Annotated in this window: 22 protein-coding genes, 1 pseudogene and 1 riboswitch; of the genes and pseudogenes, 21 read left to right on the plus strand and 2 right to left on the minus strand. The window is 74.7% G+C overall.

What is annotated here, in order from left to right; all coding sequences use genetic code 11:
- Positions 1 to 63: 63 nt before the first annotated feature.
- The 10 genes from rpe to ABD899_RS06230 all read left to right on the plus strand — a co-directional run bounded on the left by rpe (position 64) and on the right by ABD899_RS06230 (position 7,531).
- Positions 64 to 723 carry a ribulose-phosphate 3-epimerase gene (gene rpe, locus ABD899_RS06185; RefSeq protein WP_345203586.1) on the plus strand — a complete coding sequence of 220 codons (660 nt, stop codon included), beginning with the start codon at positions 64 to 66 and terminating at the stop codon, positions 721 to 723.
- Positions 720 to 1,340 (plus strand): pentapeptide repeat-containing protein, encoded by a 621-nt coding sequence (locus ABD899_RS06190; RefSeq protein ID WP_345203588.1) that lies wholly within the window; start codon positions 720 to 722, stop codon positions 1,338 to 1,340. Before rpe ends, ABD899_RS06190 begins: the two co-directional genes overlap by 4 nt.
- A 92-nt stretch (positions 1,341 to 1,432) precedes the next feature.
- Positions 1,433 to 1,563: riboswitch (FMN riboswitch) on the plus strand.
- A gap of 120 nt (positions 1,564 to 1,683) precedes the next feature.
- Positions 1,684 to 2,697 carry a bifunctional diaminohydroxyphosphoribosylaminopyrimidine deaminase/5-amino-6-(5-phosphoribosylamino)uracil reductase RibD gene (gene ribD, locus ABD899_RS06195; protein WP_345203590.1) on the plus strand — a complete coding sequence of 338 codons (1,014 nt, stop codon included), beginning with the start codon at positions 1,684 to 1,686 and terminating at the stop codon, positions 2,695 to 2,697.
- A 5-nt stretch (positions 2,698 to 2,702) separates the two neighbouring features.
- Positions 2,703 to 3,314 (plus strand): riboflavin synthase, encoded by a 612-nt coding sequence (locus ABD899_RS06200; protein WP_345203592.1) that lies wholly within the window; start codon positions 2,703 to 2,705, stop codon positions 3,312 to 3,314.
- On the plus strand, positions 3,311 to 4,534 hold the full coding sequence (locus ABD899_RS06205) for a bifunctional 3,4-dihydroxy-2-butanone-4-phosphate synthase/GTP cyclohydrolase II (protein WP_345203594.1): 1,224 nt from the start codon (positions 3,311 to 3,313) through the stop codon (positions 4,532 to 4,534). The genes ABD899_RS06200 and ABD899_RS06205 overlap by 4 nt, the downstream gene beginning before the upstream one ends.
- A gap of 32 nt (positions 4,535 to 4,566) precedes the next feature.
- Entirely contained in the window at positions 4,567 to 5,052 is a 486-nt protein-coding gene (gene ribH / locus ABD899_RS06210) for a 6,7-dimethyl-8-ribityllumazine synthase (protein ID WP_345203596.1), read from the plus strand.
- Positions 5,049 to 5,783, plus strand: coding sequence for a nicotinamide riboside transporter PnuC (pnuC, locus tag ABD899_RS06215; protein ID WP_345203598.1), 735 nt, complete (start codon positions 5,049 to 5,051; stop codon positions 5,781 to 5,783). The genes ribH and pnuC overlap by 4 nt, the downstream gene beginning before the upstream one ends.
- Before the next feature lie 150 nt (positions 5,784 to 5,933).
- Entirely contained in the window at positions 5,934 to 6,197 is a 264-nt protein-coding gene (locus ABD899_RS06220; RefSeq protein WP_345203600.1) for a phosphoribosyl-ATP diphosphatase, read from the plus strand.
- Between the two features lie 18 nt (positions 6,198 to 6,215).
- Positions 6,216 to 7,061, plus strand: coding sequence for an ATP phosphoribosyltransferase (gene hisG, locus ABD899_RS06225; RefSeq protein ID WP_345203602.1), 846 nt, complete (start codon positions 6,216 to 6,218; stop codon positions 7,059 to 7,061).
- Positions 7,058 to 7,531, plus strand: coding sequence for a PH domain-containing protein (locus ABD899_RS06230; protein WP_345203605.1), 474 nt, complete (start codon positions 7,058 to 7,060; stop codon positions 7,529 to 7,531). The genes hisG and ABD899_RS06230 overlap by 4 nt, the downstream gene beginning before the upstream one ends.
- On the opposite strand, the gene ABD899_RS06235 is transcribed toward ABD899_RS06230, so the two are convergent.
- The gene (locus ABD899_RS06235; protein ID WP_345203608.1) at positions 7,519 to 8,601 is read right to left on the minus strand and encodes an FUSC family protein; all 1,083 of its coding nucleotides are present in this window, start codon (positions 8,599 to 8,601) and stop codon (positions 7,519 to 7,521) included. The genes ABD899_RS06230 and ABD899_RS06235 overlap by 13 nt on opposite strands.
- The gene (locus tag ABD899_RS06240) at positions 8,598 to 9,191 is read right to left on the minus strand and encodes a nucleoside/nucleotide kinase family protein (RefSeq protein ID WP_345203610.1); all 594 of its coding nucleotides are present in this window, start codon (positions 9,189 to 9,191) and stop codon (positions 8,598 to 8,600) included. Before ABD899_RS06240 ends, ABD899_RS06235 begins: the two co-directional genes overlap by 4 nt.
- Before the next feature lie 33 nt (positions 9,192 to 9,224).
- Between ABD899_RS06240 and hisF the strand changes: the two genes are divergently transcribed.
- The 11 genes and pseudogenes from hisF to lgt all read left to right on the plus strand — a co-directional run bounded on the left by hisF (position 9,225) and on the right by lgt (position 18,476).
- Entirely contained in the window at positions 9,225 to 9,998 is a 774-nt protein-coding gene (gene hisF, locus ABD899_RS06245; RefSeq protein ID WP_345203613.1) for an imidazole glycerol phosphate synthase subunit HisF, read from the plus strand.
- Between the two features lie 478 nt (positions 9,999 to 10,476).
- Positions 10,477 to 10,818 (plus strand): annotated as a pseudogene (gene hisI, locus ABD899_RS06250) (phosphoribosyl-AMP cyclohydrolase); the annotation flags it as partial.
- Positions 10,819 to 10,958: 140 nt separating this feature from the next.
- The gene (locus tag ABD899_RS06255) at positions 10,959 to 12,530 is read left to right on the plus strand and encodes an anthranilate synthase component I (RefSeq protein WP_345203615.1); all 1,572 of its coding nucleotides are present in this window, start codon (positions 10,959 to 10,961) and stop codon (positions 12,528 to 12,530) included.
- Positions 12,527 to 13,135 (plus strand): Trp biosynthesis-associated membrane protein, encoded by a 609-nt coding sequence (locus tag ABD899_RS06260; RefSeq protein ID WP_345203618.1) that lies wholly within the window; start codon positions 12,527 to 12,529, stop codon positions 13,133 to 13,135. The genes ABD899_RS06255 and ABD899_RS06260 overlap by 4 nt, the downstream gene beginning before the upstream one ends.
- A gap of 54 nt (positions 13,136 to 13,189) precedes the next feature.
- On the plus strand, positions 13,190 to 13,417 hold the full coding sequence (locus ABD899_RS06265; protein WP_345203620.1) for an HGxxPAAW family protein: 228 nt from the start codon (positions 13,190 to 13,192) through the stop codon (positions 13,415 to 13,417).
- A gap of 13 nt (positions 13,418 to 13,430) precedes the next feature.
- The gene (trpC, locus tag ABD899_RS06270) at positions 13,431 to 14,243 is read left to right on the plus strand and encodes an indole-3-glycerol phosphate synthase TrpC (RefSeq protein ID WP_345203622.1); all 813 of its coding nucleotides are present in this window, start codon (positions 13,431 to 13,433) and stop codon (positions 14,241 to 14,243) included.
- Between the two features lie 49 nt (positions 14,244 to 14,292).
- Positions 14,293 to 15,483, plus strand: a complete 1,191-nt coding sequence (trpB, locus tag ABD899_RS06275; protein ID WP_345203888.1) for a tryptophan synthase subunit beta — start codon at positions 14,293 to 14,295, stop codon at positions 15,481 to 15,483.
- Entirely contained in the window at positions 15,480 to 16,295 is an 816-nt protein-coding gene (gene trpA / locus ABD899_RS06280; protein ID WP_345203625.1) for a tryptophan synthase subunit alpha, read from the plus strand. The genes trpB and trpA overlap by 4 nt, the downstream gene beginning before the upstream one ends.
- Positions 16,292 to 16,807 carry a MauE/DoxX family redox-associated membrane protein gene (locus ABD899_RS06285; protein ID WP_345203627.1) on the plus strand — a complete coding sequence of 172 codons (516 nt, stop codon included), beginning with the start codon at positions 16,292 to 16,294 and terminating at the stop codon, positions 16,805 to 16,807. The genes trpA and ABD899_RS06285 overlap by 4 nt, the downstream gene beginning before the upstream one ends.
- A 17-nt stretch (positions 16,808 to 16,824) precedes the next feature.
- Positions 16,825 to 17,601 (plus strand): DsbA family protein, encoded by a 777-nt coding sequence (locus ABD899_RS06290; protein ID WP_345203629.1) that lies wholly within the window; start codon positions 16,825 to 16,827, stop codon positions 17,599 to 17,601.
- On the plus strand, positions 17,598 to 18,476 hold the full coding sequence (gene lgt, locus ABD899_RS06295) for a prolipoprotein diacylglyceryl transferase (protein ID WP_345203632.1): 879 nt from the start codon (positions 17,598 to 17,600) through the stop codon (positions 18,474 to 18,476). Before ABD899_RS06290 ends, lgt begins: the two co-directional genes overlap by 4 nt.
- The last annotated feature ends 106 nt before the right edge of the window (positions 18,477 to 18,582 follow it).

Here is an 18,582-nt window from a genome sequence, read left to right on the forward strand (position 1 = left end):
CCTGCCGCCGGCACGGCCTGCACCGGATCCGCCGCGTCGGCCCGGGCGGCTAGGGTCGTCGCCGTGCAGATCTCCCCGTCGATCCTGTCCGCCGACTTCGCCAACCTCGAGGCCGAGCTGCGGCGGGTCGCGGACGCCGACTGGGCGCACGTCGACGTCATGGACAACCACTTCGTGCCCAACCTCACCCTGGGCCTGCCGGTCGTCGAGGCGTTGCTCGAGGTGTCGCCGGTCCCCATCGACTGCCACCTCATGATCGAGGACCCCGACCGGTGGGCTCCCGGGTACGCCGAGGCCGGCGCCCAGTCGGTCACCTTCCACGTCGAGGCCGTCCGGGACGCTGTCGCGACGGCCCGGGCGATCCGCGCCGCCGGAGCGCGGGCCGCCTTCGCGCTCAAGCCCGGCACCCCGTTCGCGCCGTACGCCGACCTGCTGCCCGAGGTCGACATGGTGCTCGTCATGACCGTCGAGCCCGGGTTCGGCGGGCAGGCGTTCATGGCCGACCAGATGCCCAAGGTCCGCGAGGCCCGCGAGGCGGTGCGGCGGCACGGCGGCGAGATCTGGGTGCAGGTCGACGGCGGCGTGTCGGCGACGACCATCGAGCAGTGCGCCGAGGCCGGGGCCGACGTCTTCGTCGCCGGGTCCGCCGTCTACGGAGCCGAGTCGGCCGCCGGGGCGATCGCCGAGCTGCGGGCGCTCGCCCTGCGCCACGCCCACGGGTGACGGCCACGGCATCCCTGCTCGACCGCCTCGCCGGGGCGGGTGGGTACGCCGCGGACCTCCACGTCACCGAGGGTCTCGCCCCGGGGGAGGTCCTCGAGGGGGTCGAGCTCGAGGGCTGCCGGTTCGAGCGCTCGGTGCTGGAGGGCGCCGTCCTGCGCGGGTGCACCTTCACCGACTGCGTCTTCGTCGGCTGCAACCTCAACCGGGTCGACGTCCTCGGATCCCGGTTCGTCGACTGCCGGTTCGTCGAGTGCACGGCCCTGGCGGTGACCTGGTCGCGCGCGGCGGAGGCGGCGCTGTCGAGCCGCCCCTGGGACTTCGAGAAGTGCCGGCTCGACCTGGCCTCCTTCCAGAATGCCGTGCTCACCGGGTCGCGCTTCGACGGCTGCTCGCTGCGCGAGGCCGACCTGAGCGGGGCGGACGCCCGCGACGTCGACTTCGGGGACTGCGAGCTCGGCGGGGCGGTGTTCGCCGGGACGGACCTGCGGGGGGCGAGCCTGCTCGGCGCGACGGGGTACGTGCTCGACCCCACGGACAACCGCGTCCGGGGGCTGCGCGTCGACGCGTTCGGCGCGGCGGGGCTCCTCGTCGCGCTGGGGGTCGTTGTCGAGGGGTGACTCCCGGGCGCCCGTCACGCCCCGGGCCGCGTGAGTGAGCGCACAGCGAAACGGCGCTGGACGGCGCCACCCGGTGCGGCATACTGGCCGGGACACGTGCTCCGGGGTCGGTGCAACTCCGAACCGGCGGTGACAGTCCGCGACCCGGCCGCAGCCAGCGGCCGGTGGACCCGGTGGAACTCCGGGACCGACGGTGAAAGTCCGGATGGTAGGCAGCACGTGCCGACGACGGCCCTCGGGTCGGCGTCGGCGGCCGTGGTCGGCGGCGCCCTCGCGGCGTCGTCGCTCGCCGGCCATCGCCCGGAGCCCGACCGACGACCGGTTCGAGGCACGAGGGCAGCACATGGACGAGCACATCGCGCTCATGCAGCGGGCGCTCGACGCTGCCCGGATGGGTCCCGAGGCCGACCCGAACCCCCGCGTCGGCTGCGTCGTCACGGATGCCGCGGGCCGGCTCGTCGCGGTCGGTCACCACCGTGGGGCGGGCACCCCCCACGCCGAGGTCGACGCGCTCTCCCGGGCCGGCGACGCGGCCCGCGGGGGCACGGCCTACGTCACCCTCGAGCCCTGCGACCACACCGGGCGCACCTCCCCGTGCACCGAGGCGCTGCTCGCCGCCGGCGTGTCCCGGGTCGTCTACGCGGTCACCGACCCCGACCCGCGCGCCGCCGGCGGCGCCACCCGGCTGGCCGGCGCGGGCGTCGCCGTCGAGGGAGGGCTGCTCGCGGCCGAGGCCGAGGAGCTCAACGCGTCCTGGCTCCACGCCCGGCGGGCCGCCCGGCCGTGGGTCGTCGCCAAGACCGCCTCGACCCTCGACGGACGCGTCGCCGCGGCCGACGGCTCGAGCCGGTGGGTCACCGGGGAGGTGGCGCGGGCCGACGTGCACGCGCTGCGGGCCCGCTGCGGGGCCGTCGTCGTCGGGACCGGCACCGCCCTCGCCGACGACCCGCGCCTCACCGTGCGCGGCGCGGACGGCGCCGCGGCGCCGCGCCAGCCGCTGCGCGTCGTCGTCGGGCTCCGCCCGGTGCCCGAGGGGAGCCACCTCCTCGACGGCTCCGCCAAGACGCTGGCCCTCGCCACCCACGACCCCGCCGTGGTGCTCGCCGACCTGCACGCCCGCGGGGTGCACCGGGTGCTCCTCGAGGGGGGCCCGACGATCCTCGCCGCCTTCCTCGCCGCCGGACTCGTCGACGAGCTCGTCGCCTACGTGGCCCCCGTGCTGCTCGGCGCCGGTCCGTCCACGGTGGCCGACCTCGGGGTCAGGTCCATCTCGGATGCCGTGCGCCTGCGCCCCACCGACGTCACCGTCCTCGGTCCGGACGTCCGGATCACCGCCCGCCCCCTCCAGAGGAGCTGACCGCCATGTTCACCGGGATCGTCGAGGAGCTCGGCACCGTCACCGAGCTCGTGCCCGCCGCGGACTCCGCACGCCTGACCGTCCACGGGCCACTCGTGACGAGCGACGCGACCCACGGCGACTCGATCTGCGTCAACGGGGTGTGCCTCACCGTCGTCGAGGTGGGTGAGGGCGACTTCACCGTCGACGTCATGGCCGAGACCCTGCACCGCTCGAGCCTCGGGGCGCTGCGACCCGGCGACCGGGTCAACCTCGAGCGCGCCATGGCCGCCTCCGGACGCTTCGGTGGCCACGTCGTGCAGGGGCACGTCGACGGCACCGGGACGATCACGGCCCGCAGCCCCGGCGACCGCTGGGAGCTCGTCGAGGTCTCCGTGCCGCCCGACCTCGCGCCCTACGTCGTCGAGAAGGGCTCGATCACCGTCGACGGGGTGAGCCTGACCGTCGTCAGCGTGATCGACGACGCGCTCACGGTCTCGCTCATCCCCACGACGCTCGAGCTGACGACGCTCGGGACCAAGGGCGCCGGCGACGTCGTCAACCTCGAGGTCGACGTGCTCGCGAAGTACGTCGAGCGCCTGCTCGCGACCCGGTTCGCCACGGTGGAGGCGTCATGAGCCTCGCGACGGTCGAGGAGGCCCTCCAGGCCCTGCGCGACGGGCGCCCCGTCCTCGTCCTCGACGACGAGGACCGCGAGAACGAGGGCGACGTCGTCCTCTCCGGGCAGACCCTCACCGATGCGTGGATGGCGTGGACGATCCGCCACACGTCGGGGTACATCTGCGCCCCGGTCACCGAGGAGGTCGCCGACCGCCTCGCGCTGCCGCTCATGGTCCGCGACAACCGCGACCCGCTCCGCACCGCCTACACCGTGACGGTCGACGCGGCATCCGGGGTCACGACCGGCATCTCGGCGGCCGACCGGGCCCACACGATCCGCACGCTGAGCGACCGCACCGCCACTCCGACCGACCTCATCCGGCCCGGCCACGTCGTGCCGCTGCGGGCCCGTCCCGGTGGGGTGCTCGCCCGGCCCGGCCACACCGAGGCCGCGGTCGACCTGTGCCGCCTCGCGGGCCTCGCGCCGGTCGGCGCGATCGGTGAGCTCGTCGCCGACGACGGCAGCATGCTGCGCACCCCCGAGGTGCTCGAGCTGGGGGAGCGGGCCGGGCTGCCCGTCATCACGATCGCCGAGCTCATCGCCTGGCGGCAGCGCCACGACCGGGTCGAGCGGGTCGCCGACACCGTGCTGCCGACCCGCCACGGCACCTTCCGCACCATCGCCTACCGCGACGTGGTCACCGGGGTCGAGCACGTCGCACTCGTCAGCCCGCGCGGCATCCCCGAGCACGCCCCCCTCGTGCGGGTGCACTCCGAGTGCCTCACCGGTGACGTGCTCGGCTCGCAGCGGTGCGACTGCGGCCCCCAGCTCGACCGCGCCCTGGAGCGGGTCGCCGCCGAGGGTGGCGTCGTCGTCTACGTCCGGGGCCACGAGGGCCGCGGGGTGGGGCTCGGCGCGAAGCTGCGCGCCTACGAGCTGCAGGACCGGGGCCTCGACACGGTCGACGCGCAGCTCGAGCTGGGCCTGCCGATCGACGCCCGCGAGTACGCCGCCGGGGCGGCCGTGCTCGTCGACCTCGGGGTCACCGAGGTACGGCTGCTGACGAACAACCCGGCCAAGGTCGAGGCGATGCGCGAGCACGGCATCGACGTCGTCGTCGTCGAGCGGCTGCGGATCGCGCCGGTCGCCGAGAACGCCGCGTACCTGCGCACGAAGCGCGACCGGATGGGCCACGACCTCGTCATCGACACGGCCGACACCGGCACGACGGCCTGACCGCGGCCGCCCGACCCGAGGAGCAGCACAGCATGAGCGGAGAAGGAGCACCCGTCGTCGCCGTCGACGGCACCGGCCTGCGGGTCGCCGTCGTCGCGGCGTCGTGGCACGAGCAGGTCATGGGCGGCCTCGTCGCCGGCGCGCTGCGCGGCCTCGCGGATGCCGGTGTCGAGCGCCCGACGCTCGTCCGCGTCCCGGGCACCGTCGAGCTGAGCGTCGCCTGTGCCCGCCTCGCGACCCGGTACGACGCCCTCGTCGCCCTCGGTGTCGTCGTCCGGGGCGGGACACCGCACTTCGAGTACGTCTGCCAGGGGGTCACCGCCGGGCTGACCGCGGTGGCCGTCGGCACCGGTGTCCCCATCGGGTTCGGCGTGCTCACGTGCGACACGGTCGAGCAGGCCCTCGAGCGCTCGGGCCTGCCGGGCTCGTCGGAGGACAAGGGCCACGAGGCCGCGACGGCCGCCGTCGCGACCGCCGTCACGCTGCGGGACCTCGAACGGGCCGGCTCCGCCACGTGAACGCGTTCCGTGAGCTGCTCGCGTGGCTCCACGCCGAGTCCGTGACGGTCGCCGGCCACGAGCTGCCGTGGATCGAGGTCGTCGGCAACGCCTTCGGCTTCGCGTCCGCCATCCTCGGCATGCGGCGCAGGGTGTGGGCGTGGCCGATCGGCATCGTCGGCAACCTCCTGCTCTTCGTCATCTTCGTGTCCGCGACCTTCGACGCCGACGCGCGCACCCCGCTCTTCGGGCAGGCGGGCCGGCAGGTGTTCTTCATCATGACGAGCCTGTACGGCTGGTGGCGGTGGCAGGAGCACCGCACCGCGCGGCTGGCCGCCGGCGCTCCCGCCGACACCCCGGCCATCACCCCGCGCTGGGCCACCGGGGGCGAGCGCGCCGGCTACCTCCTCGCCTGGGTCGGTGGCGTCGTCGTCGCCCAGTGGGTGCTCGCGTCGATCGGCGCGGCCTGGCCCGCGCCGCGCTGGTACTTCTGGTGCGACGCGTGGATCCTCGTCGGCTCGATGCTCGCGACGTACGCCATGGCCCGGGGCTGGAACGAGTTCTGGCTCATGTGGGTCGCCGTCGACCTCGTCGGCGTGCCCCTGCTCTGGCACAGCGGGTACTACGCGACGGCGGTGCTGTACGCGGTCTACGGCGGGCTCGTCCTCGTCGGCTTCACCGTGTGGCTGCGGGCCTCGCGCACCGAGGAGCCCGACCCGCTGCCGGAGCGCGAGCTCGACCCGGTCGGCTGACCCGGCGCCGGCGCCGGCGCCGCCGCCGGGAGCCGGTGGCCGGGTCAGATGGCCGGGTCAGATGGCCGGGGCCGTGGCCCGGGTCCGGGGGTCCGGGGTCCGGTGGACGCTCGACGGTCGGTGGGCGGGCCCCCCGTAGGCTTGCCCCTCGTGAAGACGTTCGACGACCTGTACGCCGAGCTGGCCGAGAAGGCCCGCACCCGACCCTCGGGGTCGGGCACAGTGCTCGCCCTCGATGCCGGCGTGCACGCCATCGGCAAGAAGGTCGTCGAGGAGGCGGCGGAGGTCTGGATGGCCGCCGAGCACGAGGGGGCCGAGCGCACCGCCGAGGAGATCAGCCAGCTGCTCTACCACGTGCAGGTGCTCATGCTCGCCACCGACATCTCGCCCGACGACGTCTACCAGCACCTCTGACCGGAGACCCACGAACCCATGCTCCGCATCGCCGTCCCGAACAAGGGCTCCCTGTCCGAGCCCGCGGCCGCCATGCTCCGCGAGGCCGGCTACCGCACCCGCCGCGACCCCAAGGAGCTCGTCGTCACCGACGCCGACAACGGCGTCGAGCTCTTCTACCTGCGCCCCCGCGACATCGCCGTCTACGTCGGGTCGGGCACCGTCGACTGCGGCGTGACCGGTCGCGACCTGCTCCTCGACTCCGGCTCGGCCGCCGTCGAGGTCATGGGACTGGGCTTCGGGGCGTCGACGTTCCGGTACGCGGCCCGTCCCGGCACCGCCTCCGCGCTCGCCGACATCGCGGGCCACCGGGTCGCGACGAGCTACCAGGGCCTCGTCGAGAAGCACCTGGCCGACCACGGCATCCCGGCGGCGGTCGTCCGCCTCGACGGGGCCGTGGAGACCGCGATCACCCTGGGGGTCGCGGACGTCATCGCGGACGTCGTCGAGACCGGCGCCACGCTGCGCTCCCAGGGGCTCGAGGTGTTCGGCGAGCCGATCCTGCGCAGCGAGGCGGTGCTCGTGCGGCGCGAGGGCAGCGAGGAGACCGCGGCGGTCGAGGTGCTGCGTCGCCGCCTCCTCGGCGTCATCACCGCGCGCCACTACGTCATGCTCGACTACGACGTGCCGGCCTCCCTCGTCGACGACGCCTGCGCGATCACCCCCGGCCTGGAGTCGCCGACCGTGTCGCCGCTGCAGAACCGCGACTGGGTGGCCGTGCGGGCCATGGTGCCCCGCACCGGCACGAACGCCGTCATGGACGAGCTGTACGACCTGGGCGCGCGCGCGATCCTCGTCACCGACATCACGGCCTGCCGCCTGTGAGCGTCCCCGCGCAGGGTCCCGGCGCCCCGGACGCCCCGTTCCGGCCCCGGCGCGGCCGGGTCATGCCGCTCGTCATGGCGGGGGTGGCCCTCGTCGTGTGTGCGGGCGTCGCGGTCGGGATGGGCCGCACCGGCTGGGCCGTCGGCGACCAACTCGCCCTCGTCGGCCTGGGCGCCGGGCTCGCCGCCTTCCTCGGCCGGTACGCGAGCATCCGGGCCGTCCCGGACGACGTCGGCCTCACCGTGCGCAACCTCATGGTGACCCGCACCGTCCTGTGGGAGGAGGTCGTCGACGTCCGCTTCCCCGAGGGCGCCCCGTGGGTGAGCCTAGAGCTCGAGGACACCGACGAGCTCGCCGTCATGGCGATCCAGCGCGCCGACGGCGACCTCGCCCGGGCCGAGGCCGGGCGTCTCGCCGCCCTCGTCGCCGACCACCGGGGCCGACGGCGCGGCGCGCGTCAGGGCAGGTAGGACTCCGGCACGAGCCGCAGCGCCTCGTCCTCGTCCAGGCCGGCGACGACGAGCAGGTCGACGACCATCGAGCGCACCTGGCCGCGGATCATCTCGGCCGACAGCCCCGCCGTGGGGTCGACCCGCGCCGACAGCCCCGCGACGCGCTCGAGGACCCGGCGACCCGCCGAGGGGGTCGCGTGCTCGTCGAGCACCCGGGCGAGGTCCTCGGCGGCGGCGGCGAGCGCCGCGACGAGGTCGACGTAGTGCTCGGGCACGTCCTCGTCGCGAGCGACCGCGACCCCGGCCCGGCGGGCGAGCACCCTCAGGTTGCGCACGCAGCGGTCGAGCGGGACGACGAGAGCCGACGACGCCTCGGCCACCGGCGCGTGCCGGCGCAGCAGGGGGGACTGGCGCACGACGGCCGAGCCCTCGGCGGCGGCGGTCCGCAGCTCGCCGAGCTGGGTCTCCAGGGCCCGGGCGCCGTCGAGCGCGGCGCCCGCGAGCACGCGGTCCCGGCGGTGCAGGGCCGCGACGACGTCGCGCAGGGTCGTGGCGACCTCGCGGGTCGTGCGCGCGGCCAGCGCCCGGGGCCGGCGGACCGGGGAGGTGGGGGCGACGGCCCCGATGACGAGGGCGACGAGGCCGCCCATGACGGCGTCGACCCAGCGCGAGAACGACGCGCTCTGGTCGGCGACGAACGCCACGATGAACACCGACTGCACCCCGGCCTGGATGACGAGCAGCTGCCCCGACGACACGACGACCGCCAGACCCATCGCGAGCACGACGACGAGCGCCATCTGCCACGCACCCGATCCCAGCCCCATGACGATGAGGTCGCCGACGAGCACGCCGATGGCCACGCCGACCGTCACCTCGACGATGCGCCGCAACCGCTGGCCGTAGGTGAGCCCCAGGCACAGGATCGCGGTGACGGGGGCGAAGAACGGGTTGTCGTGGCCGAGGAGCTCGCTCGCCACGAGCCAGGCGAGAAGCACCGCCACGCCGATCTGGAGGAGGAGCACCCACCGGTCGAGCAGCCGGTCCACGCCCCGGGCCAGGGCCCGGCGGGCCCCGAGCAGCGTCACGCCGGCGCCGTCCTCAGCACGAGGTGGGCGGTGAGCCAGGGTCGCGAGGCGGCGTACACGGCATCCTCCTGGGCCGCCCAGCGGTCCCAGTGCGGGGCGTAGGTGTCACCGTCGCGCCCGAGGGCCCGCTGTCGACGCAGGTCCTCCGGGGCCTCGACCCAGACCCGCACGGCGGCGTGGGCCACCGCCGGCGGCACGAGGGAGCCGCAGCCCTCGAGGACGAGGTGGGTGCCCGGCGGCACGGCGACCGTGCGGCCGGGGCGCGAGCGCATCCAGTCCCACCGCGGGTAGCTCGCCCGCTCGCCGCGAGCGAGGGGCTCGAGCACGTGCTCGGTCACGAGGGCGACCCCCGCGGAGAGCCCGTCCCAGCCGGGGTACACGGCGTCGACGTGGACGACCGGGCACCCGAGCTCGCGCGCCACCGCCGTGCCGAGGAGGGTCTTGCCCGAGCCGCTGCGGCCGTCGACGGCCACGACCACCGGGCCGCCCGCCACGGGTCGGGCCGCCCGGGCCGCCGCCGTGACCGCCGCGACGTGGTCGGGGTCGGCGTGCTCGACCGGCCGGTGCCGCTCGAGGGGCGGGTGGGACATGGCGGCGACTCTAGTGCTGGCTACATTGGGCGCATGTCCGTGGCGGTCCGCGTCATCCCGTGCCTCGACGTCGACGACGGTCGCGTCGTCAAGGGGGTCAACTTCGAGAACCTGCGCGACGCCGGCGACCCGGTCGCCCTCGCCCGGCGCTACGGGGAGCAGGGCGCCGACGAGCTGACCTTCCTCGACGTCACGGCGAGCAGCGGCGACCGCGCCACGATGCTCGACGTCGTCGCCCGCACCGCCGAGGAGGTCTTCATCCCGCTCACGGTGGGTGGCGGGGTGCGCACCGTCGACGACGTCGACCGCCTCCTGCGGGCCGGCGCCGACAAGGTCGGGGTCAACACCGCGGCGGTCGCGCGGCCCGCGCTCATCGCCGAGACGGCCGACCGGTTCGGGGCCCAGGTACTCGTGCTGTCCGCCGACGTCCGACGCCGCCGCGACGACTCCGGTCGCCCCGCCGGGGGGTTCGAGGTCACGACCCACGGTGGGCGCGCCCGCACCGGCATCGACGCCGTCGAGTGGTGCGTGCGGGCGCAGGCCCTCGGCGCCGGCGAGATCCTCCTGAACTCGATGGACGCCGACGGCACGAAGGACGGCTTCGACCTCGAGCTCATCGCACTCGTGCGCGCCGAGGTGACCGTGCCGGTCATCGCGAGCGGGGGAGCGGGCCGGGTGGAGCACTTCGCCCCCGCCGTGCGGGCCGGCGCGGATGCCGTCCTCGCGGCGAGCGTGTTCCACTTCGGTGAGCTGACCATCGCCGAGGTCAAGGACGCGCTGCGCGCCGACGGCCAGCCGGTGCGCTGACCCCGCGGGGATGCCCCGGAGTCGGGCCGGGACGCGGGGGTGGAGGTGATGGCGCGCGTTGTGGCGAGCGGTATCACCTGGCCTCGGCGGGTGCTGGCGGGGTGGAGGTGATGGCACGTTGTCGCGAGCGGTATCACCTCGACTCGGTGGAGGCTCCTGGGTTCGGGCCGTACGTCGGATGCCGGGTGCCCGGGGAGGTCGGCTGGTCCCGGCTCGGCGTTGCCGGGTCGGTCGTGGTGACGGCGCGACCTACCACTCAGTACTCGTCGCCCGGGCAGCGAGTACCAGGCGGTAGCCCGAGGGCAACCCCGCGACCCGTGCCCTCCCGGCCGAGCCAGGCGGCTGCCGGTCCGCGGGTCGGCCCCCGGACCGGGACGTCGACCCGTCACGGCAGAATGACCGGGTGCCCAGCCCCGACCCGACGTCCCCCGCTGCCGAGCCGCCCGTCGCCGCGCGGCCGACCCGCGACGTTTCCCCGCTGGACCCGGCCGTCGCCGCGCGGCTGAAGCGCGACGCCGCCGGCCTCGTCGCCGCCGTCGTCCAGCAGCACGACACCGGCGAGGTGCTCATGCTCGGCTGGATGGACGACGAGGCCCTGCGCCGCACGCTCACCGAGGGCCGGGTCACGTACTGGTCGCGCAGCCGACGCGAGTACTGGCGCAAGGGGGACACGTCCGGGCACGTCCAGCACGTCCGCTCGGTGGCCCTCGACTGCGACGGCGACGCCCTGCTCGTGCGCGTCGACCAGGTCGGCGCGGCCTGCCACACCGGCGACCGCACCTGCTTCGACGCCGGTGACCTCGCTGCCGCCGTCGCCAACCCGGACGGCAGCAGTGGCGACCCGGACGGCACCAGCGGCGACCCGGACGGCACCAGCGGCGACCCGGACGGCGGGGCGGACCACCTCGCTGCCGCCGTCGGGAACCCGGACGGCACCAGCGGCGACCCGGACGGCGGGGCGTGAGCACGGCATCCGACGGTCGGGCGACCACCCCCGACCTCGCCTACGGCCAGACCTGGCCCACCCTCGACGTCTTCGGCGTGCTCGCCCGCGACCGCCGGGTCATCCCCGTCGTCCGCCGCCTCATGGGCGACGCCGAGACGCCGGTGGGCGTCTACCGCAAGCTCGCGGGGGAGCGCCCCGGCACCTTCCTCCTGGAGTCGGCCGAGCACGGCGGCGTGTGGTCGCGCTGGTCGATCGTCGGCGCCGCGAGCCGGGCCACCCTCACCGAGCGCGACGGCGAGGCGCACTGGATCGGCGAGCCGCCGGTCGGCGTGCCGACGACCGGCCTCGCCACCGACGCGCTCCGGGGGACGATGCAGGCCCTCGCGACCGAGCCGATCGCCGGCCTGCCCCCGCTCACCGGCGGCATGGTCGGCGCCATCACCTACGATGCCGTGCGGCGCTGGGAGCGCGTCCCGGACACGACCCCCGACGTCCTCCACCTGCCCGAGCTCGCCCTCATGCTCGCCACCGACCTCGCGGTCCTCGACCACACCGACGGCTCGATCCTCCTCGTCGCCAACGCCGTCAACTACGACGACACCGACGAGCGGGTCGAGCAGGCGTGGGCGGATGCCGTGGCTCGCCTCGACGAGATGACCCGGGCCCTCGCGGCCCCGGCCGAGAGCACCGTCGCCGTCGTCGACACCGCGGCCGTCGACGCGGCGATGGCCGGGGTGCGCTCGAACACGACACGGGAGCGCTACGAGGAGGTCGTCGAGCTCGCGAAGGAGGACATCCGCGCGGGCGAGGTCTTCCAGGTCGTCCTGTCGCAGCGGTTCAGCCTCGACTGCGCCGCCGACCCGCTCGACGTCTACCGCGCCCTGCGCGCGTCCAACCCCAGCCCGTACATGTACCTCTTCCGGCTCCCGCACCCCGACGGGTCGTCCTACGCCGTCGTCGGCAGCAGCCCGGAGGCGCTCGTGCGCGTCACCGGCGACCGCGCCATCACCCACCCGATCGCCGGCTCGCGCCCGCGGGGCAAGACCCCCGAGGACGACGTCCGGCTCGCCGAGGAGCTGCTCGCCGACCCCAAGGAACGCTCGGAGCACGTCATGCTCGTCGACCTCGGGCGCAACGACCTCCAGCGCGTCTGCCTGCCGGGCACCGTCGACGTCGTCGAGTTCATGGACGTGCGGCGCTACAGCCACGTCATGCACCTCGAGTCGACGGTCGTCGGTGACACCCGCCCCGGCGTGAGCGCCTACGACGTCCTCGTGTCCACGTTCCCGGCCGGCACTCTCTCCGGGGCCCCGAAGCCGCGTGCGCTGGCCCTCATCGAGCAGTACGAACCCTCCCGCCGCGGTGTGTACGGCGGGGTCGTCGGCTACCTCGACTTCCACGGCGACCTCGACATGGCCATCGCCATCCGCACGGCCGTCGTGACGGACGGCGTCGCGCACGTGCAGGCCGGCGCCGGCATCGTCGCGGACTCGGTGCCGGAGCGCGAGCACGAGGAGTGCGTTCACAAGGCGACGGCCGCGCTGCGTGCGGTCGCCACCGCTTCGGCGATGCGGACGGTCTCGTGACGAGGCTCACGACGAAGGGCGCGGTCGTCGGGCTCGCCCTGCTCGGGGCGGTGGGCCTGCTCGTCAGCGCGTTCCGGCCGTGGGTCACCGGGGCGGTCGACGACGCGGTGCTCGGCGCCACCCGGATCAGCGCGACCGGCGCCGAGGTGGCCCCCGGACTGACCGCCCTCGCCCTCGCCGTCGCCGCCGCGGCGATCGCGGTCGTCGCCGCAGGGCGGGTCGCGCGCGCCATCGCGCTCGTCGCGTACGCCGCCTCGGTCGGCCTGGCCGCCGCCCTCGCCGTGCGGGTCCTCCTCGACCCCGAGGGCGTGCTCGGCCCGGTCGCCGCGTCCCGGGTGGGGCGCACCGGGTCGGTCGAGAACGTCGCGGACACGACGGTGTGGCCGTGGGTCGCGCTGCTCGCGTGCGGCGTCGCCCTCGTCGGGCTCGTCGGGGCCGTGCGCGGCCTGCGGGAGTGGGGTGGTCCGTCGGCGCGCTACGAGGTCCCGGACGCCGGGGCCGGCGCCGACGTCGCAGGTCCGCGCGGGGAGCGCGTCGGCAGCGACTGGGACGAGCTGAGCGCCGGCCGGGACCCCACCGATGTGGGTCCGGACGAGCGAACCTGACAGAATCGGGCACGAGCCAACCGGGTCGCCGGCCCCCGCACGAAAGTTGACGAGATGAGCGAGCACGAAGACCACGGGCACAGCGTCGCCGCCTGGACCGCGGTGACCATCCTCATCGTCGCCGCCGCGATCATGTCGCTCGCGGTGGTGTTCCCCAACGTGTGGTTGTTCGTCGGCGGCGCCATCCTGGCCGTCGTCGGGATCGTCGCGGGGAAGGTGCTGTCGATGGCCGGCTACGGCGCGGCCCAGCGCGACCGCGACGAGGCCCCCTCGATCCGCTGATGGCGGTCCGACCGTGACCACCGTCCTCGACACGATCGTCGCGGGCGTGCGCGAGGACCTCGCGGTGCGCGAGCGCCACCGGTCCATCTCCGACCTCGAGCACGCCGTGCTCGCCACGCCCCCGGCGATCGACGCCGAGGCCGTGCTGCGCCGCCCCGGCCTGTCGCTCATCGCGGAGGTCAAGCGGGCCAGCCCGAGCCGGGGCGCCCTGTCGGACATCCCCGACCCGGCCGCCCTCGCCGCGGCGTACGAGGCCGGGGGAGCCGCGGCGGTGTCCGTGCTCACCGAGGCGCGCCGCTTCGGCGGCAGCCTCGAGGACCTGGATGCCGTCCGCGCCACCGTGTCGCTGCCGGTGCTGCGCAAGGACTTCGTCGTCACCGACTACCAGGTCTGGGAGGCCCGGGCCCACGGTGCCGACCTCGTGCTGCTCATCGTCGCCGCACTCGACGACGAGCAGCTGTCGGCCCTGCTCGGCCGGGTTCGCGAGCTCGGCATGACCGCACTCGTCGAGGTCCACGACGAGGTCGAGACCCAGCGCGCGGTCGACACCGGCGCGACCGTCATCGGCGTCAACGCGCGCAACCTCAAGACCCTCGACATCCACCCCGAGACCTTCTCGCGGCTGCGCCCGCTCATCCCGCAGGCGTGCGTCACGGTCGCCGAGTCGGGCATCGCCGACGCCCACGACGCCGCGGCGTACGCCGCGCAGGGTGCGGATGCCGTGCTCGTCGGCGAGGCGCTCGTGCGCACCGGCGACCCGCGGGCCGGTGCCGCCGCCATCGTCGCGGCCGGGTCCACCGCCGCAGGGAGGACCCCCGGTGCCTGACCCGACGACCGAGACCCCCGTTCCCGACGGCGTCCTCGAGCCCGAGCCGCTGCCCCGCCCCGGGCGGTTCGGCGAGTTCGGCGGCCGCTACGTCCCCGAGGCGCTCGTCCCCGCCCTCGAGCAGCTCGACGAGGCCCGCCAGAAGGCCGCCGTCGACCCGCAGTTCCAGGAGGAGCTGGCCCGGCTGCACCGCACGTACACGGGGCGGCCCAGCATCATCACCGAGGTCCCACGGTTCGCGGCCCACTGCGGTGGGGCCCGGGTCGTCCTCAAGCGCGAGGACCTCAACCACACCGGGTCGCACAAGATCAACAACGTCCTCGGGCAGGCCCTGCTCACGAAGCGGATGGGCAAGATCCGGGTCATCGCCGAGACCGGCGCCGGCCAGCACGGCGTCGCCACCGCCACCGCCGCGGCGCTGCTCGGGCTCGAGTGCACGGTCTACATGGGCCGGGTCGACACCGAGCGCCAGGCGCTCAACGTCGCCCGGATGAAGATCCTCGGGGCCGAGGTCGTGCCCGTCGAGCACGGCAGCGCCACGCTCAAGGACGCCATCAACGAGGCCCTGCGCGACTGGGTGACGAACGTCCGCTCGACGCACTACCTCATCGGCACCGTCACCGGCCCGCACCCGTTCCCCGAGATGGTCCGCGACTTCCACAAGATCATCGGCGAGGAGGCCCGCGAGCAGGTCCTCGAGCTCACCGGACGCCTGCCCGACGCGGTCATCGCGTGCGTCGGTGGCGGGTCGAACGCGATGGGGATCTTCCACCGGTTCGTCCCCGACGCCGGGGTGCGGCTCATCGGCGTGGAGGCCGGCGGGGCCGGCATCGCGTCCGGGCGGCACGCGGCGCGGTTCGCCTCGGCCTCACCCGGGGTGCTCCACGGCGCGATGAGCTACCTCATGCAGGACGACGACGGGCAGACCGTCGAGTCGCACTCGATCTCGGCGGGGCTCGACTACCCGAGCGTCGGCCCCGAGCACGCGTTCCTGCGCGACAGCGGGCGCGCCGAGTACCGCTACGCCACCGACGACAAGGTCATGGAGGCGTTCGCCCTGCTGAGCCGCACCGAGGGCATCATCCCCGCCCTGGAGTCGGCGCACGCCCTCGTCGGGGCCATGGAGGTCGGCGCGGAGCTCGGGCCCGACGCCCTCCTGCTCGTCAACCTCTCCGGGCGCGGCGACAAGGACATGCACACCGCCGCCGAGTACTTCGGCCTCGTCGAGGGGGCATCGTGACGACGACCGTCCGCGGGGTCGAGGAGGTGCTGCGGCGCTGCCGCGACGAGGGCCGCGCCGCGCTCATCGGCTACCTCCCGGTGGGGTTCCCCACCGTCGAGGCGTCGATCGAGGCGATGCGGGTGCTCGTCGAGGCCGGGTGCGACGTCGTCGAGGTCGGGGTCCCCTACAGCGACCCGCTCATGGACGGCGCGGTCATCCAGCACGCGGCCGCGGCGGCGCTCGCCGGCGGCACTCGGGTCGACGACGTGTTCCGCGCCACCGCCACGGTGCGCGAGGTCGGGGGCACGCCCCTCGTCATGACGTACTGGAACCTCGTGCTGCGCCGCGGGGTCGCCCGCTTCGCGGCCGACCTCGCCGCGGGCGGGGGTGCCGGCCTCATCACGCCCGACCTCATCCCCGAGGAGGCGCAGGAGTGGCTCGCCGCGAGCGACGAGCACGGCCTCGACCGGGTCTTCCTCGTCGCGCCCTCGTCCACCGCCGAGCGCCTCGTCCGGGTGACCGCCGCCTGCCGCGGGTTCGTCTACGCCGCCTCGACGATGGGAGTCACCGGCGCGCGCACGAGCGTCGACTCCGACGCGCGCGGGCTCGTCGAGCGCACCCGCGCCGTCACCGACCTGCCCGTGTGCGTCGGCCTCGGTGTCTCGTCGGGCAACCAGGCGGCCGAGCTCGCCGCGTACGCCGACGGGGTCATCGTCGGCTCGGCGCTCGTGCGCGCCCTGGGCGGGCCGGGGGAACTCGGCGACCGCCTCGAGGCGTTGCGCGCACTGACGACAGAGCTGGCCGACGGAGTGAGGCGGGGACGAGCGTGAGCACGACGACCGAGCCGACCGCCGGCGACCTCGGCCACCGCCCCGAGCGGGGTGAGCGCGTCAAGGACGTCGTCGGCCTCGTGGCGCGGCTCTTCCTCGGGGTCGTCCTCATCTGGGCCGGCGCGGCCAAGGTCGGCAAGCCGCTGACCTCCGAGCGCGCGGTGCAGGCCTACGAGATCTTCCCGATGGACCTCGCCGGCTGGATCGGCCTCACGCTGCCGTTCGTCGAGATCGTCCTCGGGGTGCTCCTCGTGCTCGGCCTGTTCACCCGCCCCGTCGCCATCGTCTCCACCCTGCTCATGCTGGCGTTCATCGTCGGCATCGCCCAGGCGTGGGCCCGCGGCCTGACGATCGACTGCGGCTGCTTCGGCGGTGGCGGGGAGATCGGCGCCGACGAGACGCAGTACCCGCAGGAGATCGCCCGTGACGCCGCCTTCGCCCTCGCCGGCGCGTGGCTGTGGTGGCGGCCGCGGTCCCTCGCGTCCCTCGACCGCATCCTGTTCGGACACTGAAGGAGATCCCGACCACCATGGGCAAGAAGCCGACCCGTCAGCCCGCCTCGTCGCGCCAGGCCAAGATCCAGGCCGCGCAGACCTCGCAGGGCTCCGGCGCCAACAAGATCGTCGTGGCGACGGTGGTGCTCGTCGTCGCGATCATCGCGGTCGTCGGCGGCGTCATCTGGATGCAGCAGTCCCAGGAGGACGAGATCACGGGTGGGGGCAACGCCCTGCCGACCGGGGTCAGCGAGCTCGGCCAGGGCTTCCCGGCCTTCCAGGACGTCACCGCGGCCGCGAACGCGCCGACCGTGGACGTCTACGTCGACTACCAGTGCCCCGCGTGCGCCAGCTTCGAGGCGGTCGTCGGTGACACGTTCACGAGCCTGGCGCAGGAGGGGAAGATCAAGCTCGTCTACCACGTGAAGAACTTCCTCGACGACAACCTCGGCAACGACAGCTCGACCCGGGCCGGCAACGCCGCGTTCTGCGCGTCGGACGACGGCAGGTTCGAGGCGTTCCACGAGCAGGTGTTCCCGAACCAGCCCGCGGTCGAGGGCGAGGGCTTCACCGACGCCCAGCTCCAGAGCATGGCCGAGGCCGCCGGGGTGACCGGCCCGGCCCTCACGACGTGGCAGGCCTGCGTCGACGCCGGCAAGTACGTCGACTACGTCGACTCGGTCGAGGCGACGAGCTTCCAGGACGGCGTGCGCGGCACCCCGACGGTGCGGATCAACGGCGAGGACGTCGAGCTCGGCTCCATCGCGTCGCCCGAGCTGCTCACCGAGGCCATCGAGAACGCCACCCAGTGACGGCCTACCTCCCGGCCTACCTCCCGAGCCCCACGGTCGGGGTGCTCCACCTCGGCCCGCTCCCGCTGCGGATGTACGCGCTGTGCATCCTCATCGGGATCGTCGTCGCCGTGTGGCTCACCGGCCGGCGCCTCGTCCCGCGGGGGTACGAGGCGGGCCAGGCCCTCGACGTCGCGGCGTACGCCGTCCTGTTCGGGATCGTCGGCGGCCGGATCTACCACGTCATCACGACCCCCGACCCGTACTGGGGCCCGGACGGCAACCCGCTCGACGCCCTGCGGATCTGGGAGGGTGGGCTCGGCATCTGGGGGGCGATCTCGCTCGGTGCCCTCGGGGCCTGGATCGGATGCCGTCGCCAGGGCATCAGCTTCCTCGCGTTCGCGGACGCGGCCGCCCCGGGCGTCGCGTTCGCCCAGGCCATCGGCCGCTTCGGCAACTGGTTCAACAACGAGCTCTACGGCGGCCCGACGACCCTGCCCTGGGGGCTCGAGATCCACGAGTGGGACCAGGCCGCCGGTCGGGCGGTCGTCGACTCGGCCGGCAACCCGGTGCTCCTCGGGGTCTTCCACCCGACCTTCCTGTACGAGGCCGTCTTCCTCGTCCTGCTGGCAGTCGCCCTGCTCGTCGTCGAGAAGCGGCGCACACTCGCCCCGGGTCAGCTCTTCGGGCTCTACGTCGCGGGGTACCCGGTCGGGCGGATCATCATCGAGCGGATGCGCACCGACGAGGCCGAGCTCGTCCTCGGCCAGCGGCTCAACGTCTGGACGAGCATCCTCGTCTTCCTCCTCGGGGTGTGGATCATCTGGTACACCGGCCGGCTCGACCGTCGCCGGCGCGTCCCGGAGAGCGACCCCAAGTCCCAGGATGTGGGATAGCACCGCTCGGATGGCAAGACGCGCGGGTGCGGCGATATCCTTCCGGCACGTGGCCAGAGCCGTCCGCGCCTGACCTTGCCGTGCCCGGCCCCCTCGGGGGTCGACG

This window comes from Fodinibacter luteus (assembly GCF_039541575.1).
GTDB lineage: Bacteria > Actinomycetota > Actinomycetes > Actinomycetales > Dermatophilaceae > Fodinibacter > Fodinibacter luteus.

What these genes read in the sequence shown, in the direction of transcription:
- ABD899_RS06205 (WP_345203594.1), top strand. Translation starts at nt 3,311, where the DNA reads ATGAGCCTCGCGACGGTCGAGGAGGCCCTCCAGGCCCTGCGCGACGGG.
- ABD899_RS06265 (WP_345203620.1), top strand. Translation starts at nt 13,190, where the DNA reads ATGAGCGAGCACGAAGACCACGGGCACAGCGTCGCCGCCTGGACCGCG.
- ABD899_RS06240 (WP_345203610.1), bottom strand. Translation starts at nt 9,191, where the DNA reads ATGTCCCACCCGCCCCTCGAGCGGCACCGGCCGGTCGAGCACGCCGAC.
- ABD899_RS06290 (WP_345203629.1), top strand. Translation starts at nt 16,825, where the DNA reads ATGGGCAAGAAGCCGACCCGTCAGCCCGCCTCGTCGCGCCAGGCCAAG.
- ribH (WP_345203596.1), top strand. Translation starts at nt 4,567, where the DNA reads ATGAGCGGAGAAGGAGCACCCGTCGTCGCCGTCGACGGCACCGGCCTG.
- hisF (WP_345203613.1), top strand. Translation starts at nt 9,225, where the DNA reads ATGTCCGTGGCGGTCCGCGTCATCCCGTGCCTCGACGTCGACGACGGT.
- hisG (WP_345203602.1), top strand. Translation starts at nt 6,216, where the DNA reads ATGCTCCGCATCGCCGTCCCGAACAAGGGCTCCCTGTCCGAGCCCGCG.
- ABD899_RS06200 (WP_345203592.1), top strand. Translation starts at nt 2,703, where the DNA reads ATGTTCACCGGGATCGTCGAGGAGCTCGGCACCGTCACCGAGCTCGTG.
- ribD (WP_345203590.1), top strand. Translation starts at nt 1,684, where the DNA reads ATGGACGAGCACATCGCGCTCATGCAGCGGGCGCTCGACGCTGCCCGG.